General features: G+C 53.7%; 20 protein-coding genes. 14 read left to right on the forward strand and 6 right to left on the reverse strand.

What is annotated here, in order from left to right; translation table 11 throughout:
• Position 1: 1 nt before the first annotated feature.
• The 4 genes from AACY09_RS05935 (at position 2) to yacG (ending at position 3,001) form a co-directional block, all read left to right on the forward strand.
• Positions 2-1,219 carry a type II secretion system F family protein gene (locus tag AACY09_RS05935; protein ID WP_339486614.1) on the forward strand — a complete coding sequence of 406 codons (1,218 nt, stop codon included), beginning with the start codon at positions 2-4 and terminating at the stop codon, positions 1,217-1,219.
• Between the two features lie 3 nt (positions 1,220-1,222).
• Positions 1,223-2,095, forward strand: coding sequence for a prepilin peptidase (locus AACY09_RS05940; RefSeq protein WP_339486615.1), 873 nt, complete (start codon positions 1,223-1,225; stop codon positions 2,093-2,095).
• 100 nt (positions 2,096-2,195) lie between these two features.
• On the forward strand, positions 2,196-2,804 hold the full coding sequence (gene coaE, locus AACY09_RS05945) for a dephospho-CoA kinase (RefSeq protein ID WP_339486616.1): 609 nt from the start codon (positions 2,196-2,198) through the stop codon (positions 2,802-2,804).
• Complete coding sequence (gene yacG / locus AACY09_RS05950) at positions 2,801-3,001, forward strand: DNA gyrase inhibitor YacG (RefSeq protein ID WP_339486617.1); 201 nt, start codon at positions 2,801-2,803, stop codon at positions 2,999-3,001. Before coaE ends, yacG begins: the two co-directional genes overlap by 4 nt.
• Positions 3,002-3,123: 122 nt before the next feature.
• Here the strand turns inward: yacG and AACY09_RS05955 are convergent, their stop codons facing one another.
• Positions 3,124-3,831, reverse strand: coding sequence for an energy-coupling factor ABC transporter permease (locus AACY09_RS05955; protein ID WP_339486618.1), 708 nt, complete (start codon positions 3,829-3,831; stop codon positions 3,124-3,126).
• 123 nt (positions 3,832-3,954) lie between these two features.
• On the opposite strand from AACY09_RS05955, the gene AACY09_RS05960 reads away from it, so the two are divergent.
• Both AACY09_RS05960 and AACY09_RS05965 read left to right on the forward strand, forming a co-directional pair.
• Positions 3,955-4,584, forward strand: a complete 630-nt coding sequence (locus tag AACY09_RS05960) for a DUF1780 domain-containing protein (protein WP_339486619.1) — start codon at positions 3,955-3,957, stop codon at positions 4,582-4,584.
• A gap of 270 nt (positions 4,585-4,854) precedes the next feature.
• Entirely contained in the window at positions 4,855-5,370 is a 516-nt protein-coding gene (locus AACY09_RS05965) for an MOSC domain-containing protein (protein ID WP_339487088.1), read from the forward strand.
• A 142-nt stretch (positions 5,371-5,512) separates the two neighbouring features.
• Here the strand turns inward: AACY09_RS05965 and thiO are convergent, their stop codons facing one another.
• A complete protein-coding gene (gene thiO, locus AACY09_RS05970) occupies positions 5,513-6,598 on the reverse strand; it encodes a glycine oxidase ThiO (RefSeq protein WP_339486620.1) in 1,086 nt (361 codons plus the stop codon).
• Between the two features lie 53 nt (positions 6,599-6,651).
• Between thiO and AACY09_RS05975 the strand changes: the two genes are divergently transcribed.
• From AACY09_RS05975 to AACY09_RS06010, 8 genes are all read left to right on the forward strand, one after another.
• The gene (locus AACY09_RS05975) at positions 6,652-7,170 is read left to right on the forward strand and encodes a GspH/FimT family protein (protein ID WP_339486621.1); all 519 of its coding nucleotides are present in this window, start codon (positions 6,652-6,654) and stop codon (positions 7,168-7,170) included.
• Between the two features lie 105 nt (positions 7,171-7,275).
• Positions 7,276-7,794 (forward strand): GspH/FimT family pseudopilin, encoded by a 519-nt coding sequence (locus tag AACY09_RS05980; RefSeq protein ID WP_339486622.1) that lies wholly within the window; start codon positions 7,276-7,278, stop codon positions 7,792-7,794.
• Position 7,795: 1 nt separating this feature from the next.
• Complete coding sequence (gene pilV / locus AACY09_RS05985) at positions 7,796-8,362, forward strand: type IV pilus modification protein PilV (RefSeq protein WP_339486623.1); 567 nt, start codon at positions 7,796-7,798, stop codon at positions 8,360-8,362.
• Positions 8,359-9,159, forward strand: coding sequence for a PilW family protein (locus AACY09_RS05990; RefSeq protein WP_339486624.1), 801 nt, complete (start codon positions 8,359-8,361; stop codon positions 9,157-9,159). Before pilV ends, AACY09_RS05990 begins: the two co-directional genes overlap by 4 nt.
• Before the next feature lie 10 nt (positions 9,160-9,169).
• Positions 9,170-9,697, forward strand: a complete 528-nt coding sequence (locus AACY09_RS05995; RefSeq protein WP_339486625.1) for a pilus assembly PilX family protein — start codon at positions 9,170-9,172, stop codon at positions 9,695-9,697.
• A 14-nt stretch (positions 9,698-9,711) separates the two neighbouring features.
• Positions 9,712-10,059, forward strand: a complete 348-nt coding sequence (locus tag AACY09_RS06000; protein WP_339486626.1) for a hypothetical protein — start codon at positions 9,712-9,714, stop codon at positions 10,057-10,059.
• A gap of 10 nt (positions 10,060-10,069) precedes the next feature.
• Complete coding sequence (locus AACY09_RS06005) at positions 10,070-14,347, forward strand: pilus assembly protein (protein WP_339486627.1); 4,278 nt, start codon at positions 10,070-10,072, stop codon at positions 14,345-14,347.
• Positions 14,347-14,784: a type IV pilin protein gene (locus AACY09_RS06010; protein WP_339486628.1), complete on the forward strand. Its 438-nt coding sequence runs from the start codon at positions 14,347-14,349 to the stop codon at positions 14,782-14,784. The genes AACY09_RS06005 and AACY09_RS06010 overlap by 1 nt, the downstream gene beginning before the upstream one ends.
• Before the next feature lie 63 nt (positions 14,785-14,847).
• On the opposite strand, the gene ispH is transcribed toward AACY09_RS06010, so the two are convergent.
• The 4 genes from ispH to ileS form a co-directional block, all read right to left on the reverse strand.
• Positions 14,848-15,792 (reverse strand): 4-hydroxy-3-methylbut-2-enyl diphosphate reductase, encoded by a 945-nt coding sequence (gene ispH, locus AACY09_RS06015; RefSeq protein ID WP_339486629.1) that lies wholly within the window; start codon positions 15,790-15,792, stop codon positions 14,848-14,850.
• A 145-nt stretch (positions 15,793-15,937) separates the two neighbouring features.
• Positions 15,938-16,375 carry an FKBP-type peptidyl-prolyl cis-trans isomerase gene (locus tag AACY09_RS06020; RefSeq protein WP_339486630.1) on the reverse strand — a complete coding sequence of 146 codons (438 nt, stop codon included), beginning with the start codon at positions 16,373-16,375 and terminating at the stop codon, positions 15,938-15,940.
• Positions 16,368-16,880 (reverse strand): signal peptidase II, encoded by a 513-nt coding sequence (gene lspA, locus AACY09_RS06025; protein ID WP_339486631.1) that lies wholly within the window; start codon positions 16,878-16,880, stop codon positions 16,368-16,370. The genes AACY09_RS06020 and lspA overlap by 8 nt, the downstream gene beginning before the upstream one ends.
• Positions 16,873-19,704, reverse strand: coding sequence for an isoleucine--tRNA ligase (gene ileS / locus AACY09_RS06030; RefSeq protein WP_339486632.1), 2,832 nt, complete (start codon positions 19,702-19,704; stop codon positions 16,873-16,875). The genes lspA and ileS overlap by 8 nt, the downstream gene beginning before the upstream one ends.

Below are 19,704 nucleotides of genomic sequence, written 5' to 3' on the forward strand. Positions count from 1 at the left end.
CATGGCGGCAAAAGCATTAAAAACCAGCGTATTCGCCTGGGAAGGAAAGGACAAAAGGGGCGCGACGGTAAAAGGTGAAATTAACGGCCAGAACCCTGCACTTGTAAAAGCTCAACTGCGCAAACAAGGCATTAACCCAACCAAAGTGCGCAAAAAATCTGCCTCAATTTTTGGCAGAGGCAAAAAAATAAAACCCATGGACATTGCCCTGTTTACTCGGCAGATGGCTACCATGATGAAAGCGGGCGTACCGTTACTACAGTCGTTCGATATTATAAGTGAAGGGTTTGACAACCCCAATATGCGCAAGTTGGTCGATGATATCAAACAGCAGGTAGCCGCGGGTAATAGCTTTGCATCAGCACTTAGAACTAGGCCTCAATATTTCGATGAGCTCTACTGCAACCTTGTTGATTCTGGCGAACAAGCAGGCGCATTAGAGAATTTGCTTGATCGAGTAGCAACGTATAAAGAAAAGACAGAAGCACTTAAAGCAAAAATCAAAAAGGCTATGAACTATCCAATTGCCGTTGTAGTAGTTGCGCTAATTGTCTCAGCCATCTTGCTAATCAAGGTAGTGCCGCAATTTGAATCTGTATTTGCAAATTTTGGTGCAGAGCTTCCAGCGTTTACGCAAATGGTTATTAACCTTTCACAAGTGCTGCAGAAGTGGTGGTTATTATTTCTTGTTGGTTTATTCGCCATAGCCTTTGCATTTAAAGAGGTCCATAAAAGATCTCAAAAATTTCGTGATGGGTTAGATCGTCTATTTTTGAAACTACCAATTGTGGGCGATATTCTCTATAAATCTGCTGTCGCTAGGTTCGCCCGAACTTTATCGACTACATTTGCAGCGGGCGTGCCCTTGGTTGATGCTCTTGACTCGGTAGCAGGCGCAACAGGTAATATTGTCTTCAAAACAGCCACTAACAAAATCAAAGCTGACGTTTCCACAGGCATGCAACTTAACTTCTCCATGCGCACGACAAATGTATTTCCGACAATGGCTATCCAAATGACAGCAATTGGTGAAGAGTCTGGCTCACTGGATGAGATGCTCGATAAGGTAGCAACCTTTTACGAAGATGAAGTCGACAATATGGTCGACAGCCTTACCAGCCTGATGGAACCAATTATTATGTCTGTACTGGGCGTATTGGTCGGTGGCCTGGTAATCGCCATGTACCTGCCAATTTTCCAGCTGGGCAACGTCGTCTAACTCATGCAAACACTCGACTTTCTGGCCAGCTCAGCGCTGGCCTTTTCTTTATGCGCGTTGGTTATCGGCTTGCTGGTTGGCAGCTTCTTAAATGTGCTGGTGTATCGCCTGCCCATCATGATGCAGCGCGACTGGCAAGCTCAGGCCCGTGAAGCATTGGAACTGCCAGAGGATGACAGCCAGCAAAGCTTTAACCTGTTCTTCCCCAACTCCACTTGCCCCTCATGCAAGCACGAGATTCGCCCTTGGGAGAATATCCCGGTCGTCAGTTATTTGGCTTTACGCGGCAAATGCTCCAGCTGTAAAAGCGCAATCAGCAAGCGCTACCCCTTAGTTGAACTGGCTTGCGGGGCGCTGTCATTTTTTATTGCCTGGCACTTCGGTTTTACCCTGCAAGCGGGATTGATGCTCCTGCTGACCTGGGGCCTGCTGGCGATGAGCCTGATTGATGCCGATCACCAGTTGCTGCCCGATGTACTGGTTCTGCCGCTCCTGTGGCTGGGCTTGATCGCCAATCACTTTGGCCTGTTTACCAGCCTGGATGATGCGCTCTGGGGAGCGGTGGCTGGCTATTTAAGTCTGTGGACGGTGTTTTGGCTGTTCAAGCTGGTCACCGGCAAGGAAGGTATGGGCTATGGCGACTTTAAGCTGCTGGCAATGCTTGGCGCATGGGGAGGCTGGCAGATTCTACCGCTGACTATATTGCTTTCATCTTTGGTTGGCGCCGTGCTCGGCGTGATTATGCTGCGCTTGCGTAATGCCGAAACCAGCACGCCGATACCCTTTGGCCCTTACTTGGCTATCGCCGGCTGGATTGCGCTGATCTGGGGTGATCAAATCACCGGGACCTACCTGCAATTTGCTGGCCTTAAATAAGCGCCTCAAAATCTCTTGCGGCCTCCAAGGGGTCGCAAGTTATGAGTCGGCTGCTCTACAATCACAGACCTATTTGATTGATTAGAGCCCCTGCACACCCATGAAACCTTGGATTTTGGGCCTTACCGGCGGCATCGGCAGCGGTAAAAGCGCGGTAGCCCAGTGCTTTATCGACCTTGGCGTGCACTTGGTCGATGCCGACCAAGCGTCGCGTTGGGTGGTTGAACCCGGCCGCCCTGCCCTAGCCCGGATCGCTGAACACTTTGGCGATGGCATCTTGCAGGAAGACGGGCAACTTGATCGCTCTGCACTGCGCAAACTGATCTTTGAGAATGCCGAGCAGCGTCGTTGGCTTGAGATGTTGCTACACCCGCTAATCAATCAAGAGATCAGCCAGTACCTGGCGCAAGCCACTTCGCCTTACGCCATTTTGGTCACACCTTTATTGGTGGAGACGGGCCAACATGCGTTAACCCAGCGCGTTTTGGTGGTCGATGCACCGGAAACGCTGCAGATCGAACGCACGCTGATGCGCGACAACACCTCACTCGCACAAGTGCAGGCGATTCTCGGCGCGCAAGCTACGCGCCAGCAGCGGCTTAAGATTGCCGATGACGTCTTGCTGAATGACCGCGACCTTATATGGCTGCGCAGTGAAGTAGAGCGCCTGCATACTTTTTACCTGACCTTACGTGGAGGCCAATCATGACCACACCAACTCTCGTCGCCTGCCCAACCTGCGCCGCGCCTGTTGAATGGGGCCCGCAAAGCCCTAGCCGGCCTTTTTGCTCGGAGCGCTGCAAGCTGATTGATCTCGGTGCCTGGGCATCAGAGGAACATGCAATTCCCGGCAACGAGCTGGAAGATGATCTGTTCTCCGAAGAAATCCCTCCCCGCACGCATTGATATCGAACCGCCGACAAAATGGTGGCCTCGTAGGGTGTGACAACGCGAAGCTTGTCCACCATGGGTCAAACGGTGATCGAGTTTTCCTTTGGAAATGGTGGATGAAAAGAGCGTCATCCACCCTACGGGACGCCACCCGAATCGGGTGGGTCTTTGTCGTTTTTCCAAGGCGCCGATAGGTAGCGACTGCGATTGAAGGTTTCCAGCCAATCCGGGTAGAACACCACAAGCGCGCTCACCACCAAGCCGTTGATAAACGCCTCGGGGAATATCACCAGCCATAGATAGCCAACGTAATCTTCTATCCAGGGTGGCATCGCAAACACGCCGTCAAGCCACAGCACGCCGAATGCGCACAGGATCACTAGCAGAGTGGCCAATGCCGCCGGAAAGAAGCCGCAAAAGAAGATATACACGAACAAATTGTCAGGCTGCTCACGCTCAACCCGCAACGCACAGAGTTCAGTTACCACCACCGGCAGCACAACCAGTAGCATGCCGTTCACCCCAAGCGCCGGTAAATCCTGCAGCCCCAGCAGCATCAAGCCTATCTGCGCCAGCAAGCCAACCAACACCGCTAGCGGCCAGTCGAGCAGCAGGGTTACCGCAGTCATGCCAATAAAGTGATACGACAAGCCTGATTCGAAATCACGGCGCACCAGCCACAACACAAACAGCGCCAAAGCTGTGGCAAACACCAGATGCTGGCGGCGCAGATCGCTAATTAGTGCTACCCATGGCGCACGGGCAATCGCCCAGAGTACCACCGGCGCATACAACAACCAGCCCACCAGCGCGCTACCAGTTGTGAGTAGCTCTGCACCAATCATCTCGCCAGACCTCAACAACAGACAGATAGCCGGCAGTTTACACCCTGCGCAACGGTCCGACAGTTCAAGCTGATCGTCGCCCAAGCATATCCATTTCCCCAGCCCTGGCGCTAAGCTAAGCCAATGGATGACTCAGACTTCTTACGTTTGCTCACCGACCACGCGGAGCAAGCCAATGATTTTTTATCGAATGCGCGTAAATGGGAACGTGAGCGCTGGGTCTGCCAACGCCTGTTACAAGCCTTTAACCTGCGCCACCGAATTGAAGAGTTCAGCGCACCCGGCAACGAACCACCCGACGTGCTGTTTCGTGATGCCAATTTTGAGGTGTTCTTCGTGCTTGACGAAGGTCGGCGGCTCAATGATGAATGGCGCGCGGAGCTCGAACGCCGTCGCCGGGCGTTCTCCCTAAGCCAGCTCGTACGGCGCGAAGCCAAACCCAAACGCATCCCCGCCAAGGATATGCTCGCCCACTTGGCGCCAACCCTAAGCAAAAAAGCGCACAACTACGGCGAGCGTAATATCGACTTGGCTGAGCTGGATTTACTGGCCTATATCAATCTGAAACGCTCGGTGCTGGACTTCAACAGTCACTTCCCGCCACCGACGGAGTTCTTGCGCCAAGGCTGGCGCTCGCTTTCAGTGATTGCGCCCACCTTCGCCCGTGTGATTTTTGCCCATGCCGATGCACCGGATTTCTTACGCAACATTTTGGGTCGCAGCGTCATTTTTGATGCCGGCATGAGCCTGTAACCGTAATATCCACCCGCCCGGTTACTCCATATGTGGTCCATGCGTACAAGTCGAATATTTGCGGCCTCGACGGCGGCCCTTGTAGGGTGCGTCAACGCGAAGCTTGGCCACCGAGGGTCAATTAATAATCGAATCTGTCTGCGAAAATGGTGGCCGAAAAATGCGTCGACCACCCACAGGAGCGTCACATGCCTAGGCGTAGATGGTGATCTCCGCAGACGAAAGCTTGCCCACACTGGAAACCGAAATATGACTCTGACAACCCCGCCAATCAGCCCGCTCAAAGCACTTCTCGCAGCAGTGCCCCAACAGGGCCAAGTGCGCTGGATTGGCGTGCGCCCCGCGTCTCGAGCGCCGATGATCGAGCTTGATGCGGTGGAAGCGCGACGGGACGAGGGCCTGACCGGTGATCACAGCCGCCCGGGACCACGCAATGCCCGGCAAGTGACCTTTATCCAATGGGAGCATCTGGCCGTTGTTAGCGCATTATTGAGCCGCGAAGCTGAACAGCCAATTCGCCCCGAGGAATTGCGGCGCAATATCGCAATTAGCGGGATTAACCTGTTCAGCCTCAAAGGACGGCGCTTCAGAATCGGCCAAGCGCTGTTCGAAACCACCGGCTGGTGCCAGCCATGCGCACGTTTAGAAGAACGCCTGGGTGAAGGCACATTCCAAGCAATGCGCGGTCACGGCGGCATAACCGCCCGAGTGCTGCAAAGCGGCATCATCCGTTGCAACGACAGGGTAACAGTCGAGCCGCTAACACCTGACTTGTTGGGTGGATGACGCTCTTTCCATCCACCATTGCGATCTCAAATATTGGGGGGGGTGTTTAACGCCGATCGTGGTGGACAAGCTTCGCGCTGAGACGCCCTACAAGAGCCTTGCCGTTAATTCGCGGCCAACAAGCCTCGCCTTGCAGTGCCAGTTAAATTCGCCCCTCTGGCGCGTATGGCGCAGGGTCGATTATAGGCACGTCACATTGAACCAAATCAGCCAGCAATTGGCAGGACGCAGGCGCCAAGACCAAGCCATTGCGGTAATGCCCGCAGTTAAGCCAAAGGCCATCAAAACCGGGTACCGGACCAATAAATGGAATACCTTCGGGCGAGCTTGGACGCAGACCGGCCCAGTGGCCGACCACTTCAGCATCGGCCAGTGCAGGCAAAAGTTCTTCCGCAGAGGCCGTTAGGCTGGCCAAGGCTATATCGGTTGGCGTTTTATCAAAACCTTCATGCTCCAGCGTACTGCCGATCAAAATATGGCCGTCGCGGCGCGGGATCGCATAGCGCCCTTTTGCCAACACCATACTCGGCAAAAAATCCTCAGCGCACTTGTACAAAATCATCTGGCCTTTCACCGGCTCCACCGGCAACTCGATACCCAGCGGCTTTAACAACTCGCCACTCCAAGCTCCAGCCGCGAGCACGACATGATCCCCCATGATCGCCCCAGCCGCCGTTTGCACGCCAATCACACGCTTATCCTTGTGGATAAAACCGGTAACCGGGCTGTGTTCTTTGAGGGTGACATTTGGCAGTTGCAACAAGGCGGCGCGCAACGCCTTTACCAAACGGGGGTTACGCACATTAGCGACATCCGCCATATGAATCGCCCGCTGGTAGCCCATCCCTAAAGCCGGTACTGCGGCGTGAACGGCAGTGATATCTACAGGCTTAAGGTTTTTTTGGAGTGAGCTTGCCCAGGCTAAAGCGGCATCTTCGTCATCAAGATCCAGCCAATACAATCCGGTGGAATGCACTTCAGGATCAATTCCAGTTGCCGCTAGCAACTGCTCGCCAAGCCTCGGATAGAAGTCCTGCGACCACTGAGCTAGAGCCGTCACTGCATCGCTATAGCGCCAGGGGTATAGCGGCGAAACGATACCGCCGCCCGCCCAGGAAGCCTCGGTACCCACCGCCGCAGACTCAAGCAAAACCACATCAGAGTGTTTTGCCAAATTCAGCGCCGACAAAAGCCCCATGACACCACCACCGACAATTACAGCAACCACGTTTAACTCCCAGAACAATCTACGGCAAGATTCCAACGCAGGGAAATTGCACTATGCACGATAACAATCAACATGGATTGAGTTTAATTGAACTGCTCATAATTCTGACCATCGTCACCATTGTGTTGAGCCTGAGCCTGCCCAACCTGCAAAGCATGAAGCGATCATCTGCACTGTCTTCATTCACTTCTGAACTGATCCACTATATACGGTTCACCCGTTATCAAGCGCTCGCCAACGGGAAAAGGACAACCCTGTGCCCGCTCAATGAGTCAAACGATTGCACTAAGGTGTGGACCCAAGAAATCAGTGTATTTGAAGACCTTGATGGCAACCGAAAACTAGACCCTGAGGATACCCTGATGAAAGTGCTGAGCATTCCCGAACAGATTGACGTTAACTGGCGCGGAGTGGGTGCAGGAAAATCACTGCATTTTAACGGTCGAGGCCTGACATCAATCAGCAATGGGACTTTTCGTATTGGGGTACGCAAGAGTGAGGAAATGCGTCATGTAGTGGTCAGCCGACTCGGCAAAGTCAAAAGCAAAAAGGTGTCTAAATCGACAAAATAATTATGTGCTAAACCACTCATCCCTTTGCAACAGCCAGTCAGTAAGCTGCTGATTGTAGCTATGATTGCGACTGATTAAGTTGCACGCTCGGCAAAGGGGATTTACATGCAACGCCAACGCGGTTTCACTCTCATAGAACTTCTGGTCACGATTGCCGTGCTTGCGGTCGTAGCCGCTATTGCGGCGCCGAACATGAGTACATTCATTGTTTCCCAAGGCGTCAGCAGCCAATCCAGTGAGTTACTTAACTCTTTAGCCTTTGCCCGCAACGAGGCTACCAAGCTTAACGCTAATGTTGTGGTCATTCCTGCAACCAATAGCGCGGCAGGGTGGGGCAGCGGCTGGTGTGTAGGCCCGGCCGACATCGTGAACTGCACCAGTGCCACGGTGATTCGTAACTTTCAATCAGCTAACAGCAATGTACAGATCACGGCGCCCTATCTTCAGTCAACTAACCGTTTGACCTTTCGCCGTGACGGCACCCTGCTTTCTGGGGTTAGCGCACAGGCATTCAAAATCACTTCCCCAAAACTCGAAGCCACAGGCACTAAAGCACGCTGCATCTATATAGGCGCAATCGGCAAGGCCTCTTACAAAAAGGTAGAACGTGATGATGACTGCTGATATGAGACGCTTTCAGAGCGGCACATCGCTGATTGAAGCATTGGTAACGCTTTTGGTATTCACCGTTGGCCTGCTGGGTTTTGCCGCCCTGCAACTCAGCGCCTTACAGAGCTCGAGCGACAGTGGCTTTCGTACTCAAGCCACTTGGGTTGTACAGGAATTGGCTGAGCGCATGCGTGCCAACCCTGATGCTGCCGTCAGTGCTTACACCGCGGCCGTCAACTGTGCAGCATTGCCGCCCCAACGCTGCAGTGACTATTTTGACCCTGTATCGGGCGCCAAAGTAAATGCCGCTAATTGCTCGGCGGCGCAAATGGCCACATTCGATCGCTGGGAAGCGCAATGCACATACGGCGCAACCACAGCCTATGCAGCCAATGCCACTGCTGCCGACGGGCGTTATACCAGCCGAGACTTCTTGGGGCCTGCTGCGGCGGGACTCACCCCACTGGACATAGCCGCGACAGGCAACGTCTTTACCATTACCGCTAATTGGCAAAGCAGATCCACAAATACCAGCGGTGCAACTCCAGAAAACATGTCAGGCACCGTGCAGGTAGAAAGATGAGAATTCCTCTAAAGCGTACTGCCAAAACTAAGCAATCCGGCCTCAGCTTGGTTGAGCTGATGATCGGCATGGCACTGGGCATTATTCTGCTGCTGGGCGTCATTCAAGTATTCCTGTCGAGCCGGCAAACACTCGCCGTTAATGACGCCATGTCCAAACTCCAAGAAAACGGACGCTTTGGCTTGGAGTTTATCTCGCAGAGTGCACGGATTGCCGGTTATGTATCGCCAGGTGCGCCCTTGGGTAAACCTTTCCCGATAGAACCTCGCAATTGCGCGTTGAACAGCGGTGCAGCCTGCTCAGCAAACGGCGGGGCTAATGCCCCAGACACTGTGAGCTTTACCTTTGAACCACCATCAATCGACGGGGCAAAACGTGACTGCGCAGGGGTGATAATCCCTGACAACCAAATCATTATTAACACTTACTTTATTGCCGCGGCTGATGGTAACAATCCATCACCTGCCCTAGCGTGTCGATCTTTCAACCGTACTACTAACCAGCCCATCAGCCCGACTTCAAGGCTGATCGATGGGGTTGAAAATATGCAAGTGTTGTACGGAGTCGATGCCGCTGGCGACTCAACCAGCGTCAATCAATTTGTCTCGGCGGACCGAGTAACCAGCTGGGGCAAAGTGCTGTCAGTGCGTATCGCACTGTTGGCAACATCCATTGACACCATTAACCCACGACCACCTGTACGTAACTTCTACTTGCTGGATGCTCCTCCCATCGCCCCTGATGACGGTTTAGCCCGGCAAATCTTCACCACCACTATCCAGCTGAAGAACATCTAGAGATATCGCTATGAAAATTAATCACCCGTCTCTAGAACAGCAGCAAGGAGCCACCCTATTAGTGGCCCTAATCTTTCTAGTGGTGCTGACAATTGCAGGGATAACGGCCGCGCGCTTTGCTACCAACGAAGAACGCATGGCCAGCAGCAATCAGTTTCGCAATACCGCTTTTCAGTTGGCGCAAACGGAAATACGCTCGCAGATGGCAAGTTTCGGTATCCAAGCCAACCGTACGCAATTACAAACAGCAATTGACGAAACACAAGCCAACGCTGCAGCTGAACCTGACGCGACGTTAAGGCAGCGTTTCCCGAGTCTAAAAGTGTTCAAAACTTTAGCTCCATTAACCACTGCTCCAGGCCTGACACAGGCTAATCAGCTACGCAGCATGGGTAAGCTCGACTGCGCGTCTTTTGGCGAAGGTTACTCATTCGACTCGTATACCTGCCAACAGTATGAAATGAAAGCACGCTCAACAATCGCCGACAGTGCTTACTCTGACCAGACTCAGGGTTTTGTTTTCTTCAACCTTAAATAAGGGCAAGACCCAGAATGAATAAGCTAATCGCGCTGATTGCTCTTCTAATAGCAACTACTGCTTTGCCAGCTCATGCGGCTAATGAAGAATCAACTAATGACCCGCTGTATATAGAAAGTGCTGTATTTATTTTAAACATCAAAAATTCAGCACCTGGAAATGTCGACGGAACAGTTCTCGCTACACCTTGCACCGGTTGCGCACCTATTAGCCTAGCGCTAGACAAAAACACACTTCTATATATAAACGGCACACCGGCTCAATACGATCAACTCGGTTTGAAAATTGACTGGGTCGGCTCTGTGTTTTACACGCCCTCAAGCCCTGCCGTAGCCACTGAACTTTTTTTGAATCAAAACTGAGGACTCGACCATGAGCCTGACCCGTAAACTCGCAATTGGCGCCTCAGCCTTTACCTACTTAGCCCTGTCATTGAGCACAGCACTGGCCGATGACACCGAAATCTATACCACCCGGGACTTACCAGCAGATCAGCGTGTAAGACCCAACATTTTGTTTGTTATCGATACCTCGGGTTCGATGCAAAGCGGTGTACCTGGGACCGACTGCGATAGCTTAACGCCTATTGAAAATGACAAGAATGGTATGCCCAGAGACTGGTGTACCAGCACCGAAGGGCGTAAGAACAAGAATAATAACGGACAGCTCACACGCCTACAGGTGGTTAAGCAGGTCGTTAATCAACTGGTAGACGAGCTGGCCATCACCGATGATTCTAATATTGGTCTGGCGCGCTTTAGCTCTGACAATGAAGGGGGGTTTATTAACAACCCGGTCAAGCAAGCCAGTACAGTCGCTAGCTCATTCAAGTCCAACTTGACGAGTTACTATGCCAGCGGATCAACCCCACTGCTTGAAAGCTACCATGAAGCGGTACAGTACATGCGTGGGGGCAGCCTCGTTTATGGCAATAGCTCTCGGGGTGTATACGAGGTGGGTACAGGGTCAAGCACGCGAAACCCTTGGAACAGTGACGCAGCTTCTAGAAGCGGCAACACTTATATCTCCCCTATTACTAACTCATGCCAAAAGTCTAACATTATCGTTTTGACAGACGGCTTGCCAAATGGGGATAGCAGCAGTAACAACGCTATCTCAAGCTTGGTAAAAACCGGCGTTGCAAATACCCAATACACTTCATGCAACCAAGGCTATCCAACTGACGGTGAAAGCAACGCTGGGTGTTGGATGCCTGGCCTCGCAGAGTGGATGGCGAATAATGACAGCGGCCCTGCATCTTTGGCCGGCAAGCAAACCGTGTCGACCTACACCATCGGTTTCGGCAACATCAGCGACACCCGACTCCTGCAAGACACCGCCACTTATGGCCAAGGTAAGTTCTTTGTTACCTCAGACACCTCCGGCCTCGTCAGCTCGCTGAAATCCATTGTGACTGACATTTTGGCTGAGAACACGACGTTTACAACGCCAACAGTTTCGGTGAGTGCCTACAGTAACTTTGGCTATCGCAATGATCTTTATTACGCGCTATTCCGCCCCGCTAAGGGTGCTCGCTGGGTCGGCAACGTTAAAAAATACAAGGCTACAACGGTCAATGGCGACTTGGTCGTCACCGACAGCAGGGGCCAAAATGCAATTGACTCCAGCACAGGCTTTTTTAGCGATAGCGCACAAAGCTTCTGGAGCCAAAGTGCTGACGGTAAAAACGCTGAAGCGGGCGGCGCAGCCAGCCACTTAAGCAGCCCATCGGCACGGGTCATTTATACTTACACCGGCAATAACCTTGAACCTAGCGCGAACCCGACCCCAGTTAACTTAGCCAGTGGCAGCAATAATTTACTGGTCACCAATAACACCGCTATCACGAAGACTATGCTGGGTGATAGCGCAATGACCAACACCGATAAGACCGACATCATTACTTGGGCGCGCGGCACCAATCCTGCCGATAGCTCAGTTCGCTATCAAATCGGTGACATCCTGCACAACACGCCAAAAGTTGTTGCATACACCAGCGATGAAGACCTGACCCGGGCGAACACCAGCAGCAATCAAGATAAACTGGCTCTGTTTTATGGCACCAACGAAGGTTTTATTGGGGCGATCAACCCTGAGACCGGTGCTGAGTATTTTTCATTCGTACCCAAAGAACTGCTGGGCAATCTAAAGTCTTACTACGAAGACCCGCAAGGCAGCACAAATAAAAAATACGGCATAGATGGCCAGTTTGATTTGAAGGTAACCTACGGCGACGTCAACGCTTCTTCCAGACTGCGCACCGTTACGGCTGTTAATCTGTATGCGGGCATGGGGCGTGGTGGCCGAAATTATTACTCCCTAAACGTTACCCCAGCCACAGCAGGCAACCCATCTAGCATTAGCCCAAAACTGAACTGGGTTATCCGTGGTGGCGCCAGCACTGGCTTTGCTCGCCTCGGACAGACGTGGTCCACCCCCAAAGTAGCCAAAGTTAATTGGAATGGTGCTGCTACCGATGTGCTTATTTTCACTGGGGGTTACGACCCGATCCAAGATAACGACACCACCCCAGACAACCCTAAAAATGACACCTACGGCAATGCTGTTTATGTGGTGAATGCTGCCACTGGACAAAAATTATGGATGGCAGGCCCAAGCGGAGATACCGACGCCAACCTGAAATTAGCAGCCATGACCAACAGCATGCCAGCTGATCCGACTTTGGTTGACCTAGGCGGCGATGGCTTGATTGATACCATCTTCACCTCTGATACCCGCGGTCAAATATTCCGCTTCGACATCAAATCGAACAATACCGGCGCTGCTAACTTTGCAACGGGCGGGCGGATCGCCAGTATTGCTGGCACCGATCAGCAAAACAACCGTCGTTTCTATAACAAGCCAGATGTGTCCTTGATTAAAGAACGCGGCGGCAAGACCTACTTCACCATCAGTATCGGCTCGGGCTACCGCGGTCACCCACTGAGTGAAGCAGCAGTTGATCGCTTCTACGTCATTAAAGATGCAAACGTCTACGCAGCGCCGACTACCTATACGACGGTGACAGAAAGCAACCTGACCGACGTGAGTAGCGTTAATTTGTCGACTAGCGAAGCGGCAGGCCTCCAAAGCCAAATTGATGTGAAGCGTGCTGAAATCGACGCGCTAACCGCAAGCGAAACATCCGCTCGGGAAAGTTTCAGCAATTATCAAAGCAGCATTGGCTACACCGATAAAGCCAACGACTTGCTGGCCACCAATACCAGCGTTAATCAGAAGCAAAGTGCAATTGATGCCATTCTCACCAACGACCCCTATGTCACAGCCCATGCAGATGAAACGACTCAACAAACCCAATTACACAGTCTGACGGTAGTCGCACAGGATGGTCTCAAACAAGTTACGGACTTGCAGCCAACGACTGCAGAGGCCTCGGCATTCAAAGCAGCACAACTACAGAATGATGATGCCACTGACTGGGGTGCGCTGCAGGCTCGACTGACAGCCCTAGCGGCCTCTCCAGCCTTAGAGGCTGAATACAGCACCATCACGGCGAAAGAACAGGAAATCATCGACGCCCGGAAAGTGGACACCGATACCACAGCGCTTGAAGCTGAGCTGGAAACCCTTAATGACAATTACCAAAGCTCGCCGGATGTCACAGCACGCGCAGGAATTGTGGATCAGGTTTCGGCAATCAGTACAGCAATGGCTGAGGTCAAGTCGTTACAACTGCAAGCCTTTAATGCTTATGAGTCAAGTGACGTGGCGGCTGGTGATGCAAAGAAGGCCGAACTGACAGCTAAACAAACAGAACTGGAGAACCTGCTTGCTGGACTGCCAGCCACACCTAGCGGTATCAGCAATGATGAATTACTTGCCGCGACTGCTGCTGCAGATCAAACCGCTCTTGCTGCAGTTAGCTCCCCCTTGGCGACCCAAGCTGCGCTTCTACAAACCCTACAAGCTGAACGCCTAGCACTTTCAGGTACTTCATCCGGCCTGCAAGCTGAAGTACAAGCGCTTGCTGATAAAGCCTACGACGCAACCAGCAACGTGCTTACAGCAACCGAACTGGCCGATGCCACTGCCAACGATGCCAATGCTCCACTGACAATGTTTGATGCCTACAATTATCTTATCAACAAAGCCCAAGCGACAGCGGCAGCGGAAATACCTGGCAAACGTACCGATATAAACGGTCTTTATGCCCAGCTAACCCCAGGCGATGACTACACACCTGATGCAACTACGCTGGCAAACAGCAGCGGTTGGTTTATACGCTTCCCTGCAGGCGAGAAGGTGCTGGCCAACTCCACGAGCTTTGCGGGAGCTGTGTTGTTCACGACCTTCCGACCTAATGGCACGCAAGTGACAACATGCGGCCCTGATGTGGGGAGTGGCCGCTTCTATGCAATGAATATCACTGATGCCAGTGCTGTCTTTACCAAAACCATATCGGGCGTCAAGACACCAGTTCGCGGGTTTGATTTAACCCACGGCGGTATCCCGTCAGTGCCTGCAACTGTATTAAGCGATGGCAATGCCGTAGGCTTGCTCTGCGGTGCAGAGAGCTGCCTGAAAGACCGTGGTGATGGCGATAATGATGGCGATATCGCCTGCGCGGACGGGGAAAAACTCTGCGAAGTCAAAAACCCGATTCGCGGCCTGTATTGGAGAGAGAATTAATGTTTAGGCAAAAGGGTTTTACCCTGATGGAACTGATGATTGTGGTTGCGATTATCGGCATATTGGCCAGCATTGCTTACCCGAGCTACCAGAACTACGTTATGCGCTCAGGCCGTTCAGATGGCCAAGCTTGGTTGATGCGCATCATGCAGGCGCAGGAACGCTTCTACTCACAAAACCAGAGCTATACCACGAATTTAGGGGCTGGCGGTTTAGCTATGAGTGGCGATGCAGACGCGGCGGTCATTTCAGAAGACCAACGCTACAGCATTACCGCTGGCGCTTGCGCCAACGTCGCAATAGCCAACTGCGTAGTGCTTAGTGCGGCGCCCCGCGGTGCACAAGCAAGGGATAACGAGTGCGGTACGCTAACCCTGAACAGTCGCGGCACCAAAGGCGAAAGCGGCACTGCCGCTAGCTTCCAAGACTGCTGGTAAGCGCAACTTGCACGCAATAAAAAAACCGCCGAGGCGGTTTTTTTATTGCGTGGAGAAACAGGCTTAAACCTGCTTCACCCGCAACTCTTTCGGCATCGAGAAGGTTACATTCTCGGGCCGGCCGAGGAGTTCGCTTTCGCCGGTTGCGCCCCAGGCGTGTAGCTGGGAGATAACGCCGCGCACCAGAACTTCTGGTGCCGAAGCGCCAGCGGTGATGCCGATGCCGTCGACGCCGGTAAACCATTCCTGCTTGAGGTCTTCAGCGCCGTCGATGAGATAGGCTGGGGTGCCCATGCGCTCTGCCAGTTCGCGCAGGCGGTTGGAGTTGGAGCTGTTGGGGCTGCCGACTACCAGGAGCACGTCGCATTCTGCGGCCAGTTGTTTGACGGCATCCTGACGGTTTTGGGTGGCGTAGCAAATGTCGTCTTTACGCGGGCCGCCGATGGCCGGGAATTTTTTTCGCAGCGCGTCGATGACTTTGCTGGTGTCATCCATTGACAGCGTGGTTTGGGTGACGAAGGCCAGTGCATCTGGATTGCGCACGGCTAGTTTTTCAACATCTTTCTCGTCTTCGACCAGATAAATAGCGCCGCCATTGCTGTCGTCGTATTGGCCCATGGTGCCTTCGACTTCTGGATGCCCAGCATGGCCGATAAGAATGCACTCACGCCCTTCCCGGCTGTACCGCACCACTTCCATATGGACTTTGGTGACCAACGGGCAGGTCGCGTCAAACACCTTCAGGCCGCGGCGGTCGGCTTCTGCACGCACCGCTTGGGAAACGCCGTGGGCGCTGAAGATAACGATGACATCGTCTGGCACCTGATCCAGCTCTTCAACGAATACGGCGCCACGGGCGCGCAGGTCTTCGACCACAAACTTGTTATGCACCACTTCATGGCGCACGTAAATCGGCGGTGAAAACACTTCCAACGCGCGGTTAACAATCTCAATTGCACGGTCAACACCGGCACAGAAGCCACGTGGGTTTGCGAGTTTAATCTGCATATTGGCCTCGTTGCGCCGTGCAATTGGAAAGAAACGGGATAATTAGCCTACATCAGGTGGCGCGCAGTGCCTATCGGCCACCTAATGAGAGATTGGGTAGAAATTGACGCCTGGGAGATACGCAGGCGCCCTCCTACTTGCGCAATCAGAGCGCTATGACCTCGATGATCTCAACATCAAAACTCAGGGTTTTACCGGCCAGGGGATGGTTGAAATCGATCGTCACCTGAGCGTCGTCAAACTCTTTGACCACACCCGGCAGCTCTGCGTTGGCCGCATCATTGAAAATAATCAGCAAGCCCGGCGACAAATCCATGCCTTCGAACTGGCTACGCGGAATCACCTGCAGGTTTTGCGGGTTTGGCTGACCAAAACCCTGCTCAGGCAGAATCTCGATGCTGCGCTTATCGCCCGCCTTGAAGCCAAACAGTGCGGCTTCAAAGCCCGGCAACAGGTTACCGTCGCCGACTTTAAAGGTGGCAGGCTGCTTGTCGAAGGTACTGTCGACAACGTCGCCATTGTCCAGCTTGATCGCGAAATGCAAGGTGACCTGCTTGTCCGGGCCGATACGAATATCAGTCATGTGCCGGCTCCTCGGTTTTTTTACTCTTGAACATATCCAGACCCAGCAAAATGGCGCCCAATGTAATGGCGCTGTCAGCCAGATTGAATGCCGGGAAGCGCCAACGGTTCTGCCAGTGCACCAGGATAAAATCGACCACATGGCCCAGTACAATCCGGTCTACCAAGTTACCGATAGCGCCGCCCAAGACTAAGGCCAGCGCCACAGCAAGCAGGGTTTCATCGGCCTTGAGGCGCTTGAGCCAGACCACCAGCACCGCACTCACGGCAATGGCGATAGCGGCAAAGAACCAGCGCTGCCAGCCCGATTCACCTGCAAGGAAACTAAAGGCGGCGCCTTTGTTGTAGGCCAAGGTCCAGCTGAAGTAGTCCGGAATCACCACAATCTGCTGATACATGGTCAAGTTGTTATCGAAATAGAACTTGCTGGCTTGATCGACAGCAAACACCAGCAGGCTTAGCCAGAGCCAAGCAAGCCGCCCGAAGCGGCTTGGGACATTAGGCATAATGACGAACCTCGCCTTCACCTTCGATGTTATCGACACAGCGACCACAGATTTCCGGATGCGCGGGGTTCACACCCACGTCTTCACGGTGATGCCAGCAGCGACCGCACTTGGCATGGGCAGACTTAACCACCTTCAGCTTGAGGCCAGCCACTTCGGTTTCTACCGCGTCAGCCGGCGCAGCACTGAGCGGCGCCAAGGTTGCGGTCGAGGTGATCAAAACAAAGCGCAGCTCGTTGCCGAGCTTGTTCAGATCAGCGATCAGGCTGTCTTCGCCGTATACGGTCACTTCAGCTTGCAGGTTGCCACCGATGGCTTTTTCCTTGCGCTGATTTTCCAGCTCTTTGTTGACCGCAACCTTGACCGCCATGACCCGCTCCCAGAATTCGCGGTTCATTTCGACATCCTGCGATTGCTCTGCCAGGCCTTGATACCAGCCATTGAGCATCACCGACTCGTTGCGCTCGCCCGGCAGGTACTGCCAGATTTCATCGGCCGTAAAGGCCAGAATCGGCGCGATCCACCGCACCAGAGCTTCGGCGATGTGGAACAGTGCAGTTTGGCATGAACGACGAGCAACACTGTCGGCCGCCGTGGTGTATTGACGGTCCTTGATGATGTCGAGGTAGAAGCCGCCCAGCTCTTGCACACAGAAGTTGTGCACTTTCTGGTAAACATTCCAGAAACGGTAGCTGTCGTAGGCTTCTTCGATTTCACGCTGCAGCAGCAAGGCACGATCCAAGGCCCAGCGGTCAAGCGCAAGCAGTTCATCAACCGGCAACGCATGCTCAGCAGGCTCGAAACCTGTGAGGTTGGAAAGCAAGAAACGCGCGGTGTTGCGGATACGGCGATAAGAATCGGCGCTGCGTTGCAGGATGACGTTAGAAACCGCCATCTCGCCCGAGTAATCGGTCGACGAGACCCACAGACGCATGATGTCTGCGCCCAGGCTGTCGTTGACTTGCTGTGGCGCAACCACATTGCCCAGCGATTTGGACATCTTGCGACCGTTCTCATCGACCACGAAACCGTGGGTCAGCAGCTCTTTATACGGCGCGTGACCGTCGATTGCGCAACCGGTAAGCAAGGATGAGTGGAACCAACCGCGATGCTGATCGGAACCTTCAAGATACAAATCGGCGCGCGGGCCAGAGGCATGCCCCAACGGATGGGAGCCACGCAGCACGTGCCAATGGGTGGTGCCCGAGTCAAACCACACATCGAGGGTGTCGCTGATCTTGTCGTACTGCGCGGCTTCGTCACCGAGCAACTCGCTGGCGTCGAGCTTGAACCAGGCCTCGATACCTTCGACTTCGATACGCTTGGCCACTTCTTCCATCAGCTCGACGGTGCGCGGATGCAGGTCGCCGCTTTCCTTATGCAGGAAGAACGGGATCGGCACGCCCCAGTTGCGCTGACGCGAGATGCACCAGTCAGGACGGCCAGCGATCATGCTGTGCAGGCGAGCCTGGCCCCACGCAGGAACGAATTCAGTCTGCTCAATGGCACCCAGCGCACGCTCACGCAAGGTGTCGCCTTGATTCGGCTGCTTGTCCATACCGACAAACCACTGCGCGGTAGCGCGATAGATCAGCGGCGTCTTGTGGCGCCAGCAGTGCATGTAGCTGTGCTGGATCGGTTGATACTTGAGCAGCGCGCCAACTTCTTCGAGCTTGGCAACGATATTCGGGTTGGCTTTCCAGATGAACTGACCACCGAAGAACGGCAGCGACTCAACGTAAACGCCGTTGCTTTGCACCGGACTAAGGATGTCGTCATTGCTCATGCCGTAGCCTTTGCACGAACGGAAGTCGTCCTCACCGTAGGCTGGTGCCGAGTGAACGATGCCGGTGCCGGAACCCATCTCAACGTATTCGGCCAGATACACGGGCGAAAAGCGCTCATAGAACGGATGACGGAAACGAATCAGCTCCAGCGCATCGCCTTTGGCGGTCGCGATGACGCTGCCTTGCAGGCCATAACGCTCTAGGCAGCTTTCAACCAGCTCTTCGCCGAGCAGCAACAGCTTGTCGCCGACATCAACCAGGGCGTAGTTGAACTCTGGGTGCACGTTCAGCGCTTGGTTGGCCGGAATGGTCCACGGCGTGGTAGTCCAGATCACGATGCTGGCAGGCTTCGGCAGGCTGCTCAGGCCGAATGCGGCGGCCAGTTTGTCGTTGTCTTCGCAGACAAAGGCGACGTCGATGGCATCAGACTTTTTGTCCTGGTACTCAACTTCAGCCTCAGCCAAGGCCGAGCCGCAATCGAAGCACCAGTTAACCGGCTTCAGGCCTTTGAAGACAAAGCCTTGCTTGACCATTTCAGCCAGCGCGCGAACTTCGCCGGCTTCATTGGCGAAATCCATGGTGCGATAAGGCTTGTCCCAATCGCCAAGCACGCCGAGGCGGATAAAGTCAGCTTTCTGACCCTCGATCTGCTCGCCGGCGTAGGTACGGCAGCGCTCACGGGTGAGGTCTGCTGGCTGATTTTTGCCAAAGGTGGTCTCGACCTTGTGCTCAATCGGCAGGCCGTGACAATCCCAACCCGGCACATAAGGTGCGTCGTAGCCCGAAAGGGTTTTCGAGCGGGTGATGATGTCTTTGAGAATCTTGTTGACCGCATGACCGATGTGAATGCTGCCGTTGGCGTACGGAGGGCCATCGTGCAGCACAAACTTTGGACGGCCTTCGCCCAGCTCGCGCAGTTTCTGATACAAGCCAATATCGTCCCAGCGCTTCAGGGTTTCCGGCTCGCGCGTCGGCAGGCCAGCCTTCATCGGGAACTTGGTATCAGGCAGGTTTAGCGTGGCTTTATAGTCGGTCAT

Source organism: Pseudomonas sp. EL_65y_Pfl2_R95, assembly GCF_963971045.1.
Taxonomy (GTDB): Bacteria; Pseudomonadota; Gammaproteobacteria; order Pseudomonadales; family Pseudomonadaceae; genus Aquipseudomonas.

Excerpts from the sequence above, each read along its gene's own strand:
- AACY09_RS05935 (WP_339486614.1), top strand. The coding sequence starts at position 2 with ATGGCGGCAAAAGCATTAAAAACCAGCGTATTCGCCTGGGAAGGAAAG.
- AACY09_RS05940 (WP_339486615.1), top strand. The coding sequence starts at position 1,223 with ATGCAAACACTCGACTTTCTGGCCAGCTCAGCGCTGGCCTTTTCTTTA.
- coaE (WP_339486616.1), top strand. The coding sequence starts at position 2,196 with ATGAAACCTTGGATTTTGGGCCTTACCGGCGGCATCGGCAGCGGTAAA.
- yacG (WP_339486617.1), top strand. The coding sequence starts at position 2,801 with ATGACCACACCAACTCTCGTCGCCTGCCCAACCTGCGCCGCGCCTGTT.
- AACY09_RS05955 (WP_339486618.1), bottom strand. The coding sequence starts at position 3,831 with ATGATTGGTGCAGAGCTACTCACAACTGGTAGCGCGCTGGTGGGCTGG.
- AACY09_RS05960 (WP_339486619.1), top strand. The coding sequence starts at position 3,955 with ATGGATGACTCAGACTTCTTACGTTTGCTCACCGACCACGCGGAGCAA.
- AACY09_RS05975 (WP_339486621.1), top strand. The coding sequence starts at position 6,652 with ATGCACGATAACAATCAACATGGATTGAGTTTAATTGAACTGCTCATA.
- AACY09_RS05980 (WP_339486622.1), top strand. The coding sequence starts at position 7,276 with ATGCAACGCCAACGCGGTTTCACTCTCATAGAACTTCTGGTCACGATT.
- pilV (WP_339486623.1), top strand. The coding sequence starts at position 7,796 with ATGAGACGCTTTCAGAGCGGCACATCGCTGATTGAAGCATTGGTAACG.
- AACY09_RS05990 (WP_339486624.1), top strand. The coding sequence starts at position 8,359 with ATGAGAATTCCTCTAAAGCGTACTGCCAAAACTAAGCAATCCGGCCTC.
- AACY09_RS05995 (WP_339486625.1), top strand. The coding sequence starts at position 9,170 with ATGAAAATTAATCACCCGTCTCTAGAACAGCAGCAAGGAGCCACCCTA.
- AACY09_RS06000 (WP_339486626.1), top strand. The coding sequence starts at position 9,712 with ATGAATAAGCTAATCGCGCTGATTGCTCTTCTAATAGCAACTACTGCT.
- AACY09_RS06005 (WP_339486627.1), top strand. The coding sequence starts at position 10,070 with ATGAGCCTGACCCGTAAACTCGCAATTGGCGCCTCAGCCTTTACCTAC.
- AACY09_RS06010 (WP_339486628.1), top strand. The coding sequence starts at position 14,347 with ATGTTTAGGCAAAAGGGTTTTACCCTGATGGAACTGATGATTGTGGTT.
- ispH (WP_339486629.1), bottom strand. The coding sequence starts at position 15,792 with ATGCAGATTAAACTCGCAAACCCACGTGGCTTCTGTGCCGGTGTTGAC.
- AACY09_RS06020 (WP_339486630.1), bottom strand. The coding sequence starts at position 16,375 with ATGACTGATATTCGTATCGGCCCGGACAAGCAGGTCACCTTGCATTTC.
- lspA (WP_339486631.1), bottom strand. The coding sequence starts at position 16,880 with ATGCCTAATGTCCCAAGCCGCTTCGGGCGGCTTGCTTGGCTCTGGCTA.
- ileS (WP_339486632.1), bottom strand. The coding sequence starts at position 19,704 with ATGACCGACTATAAAGCCACGCTAAACCTGCCTGATACCAAGTTCCCG.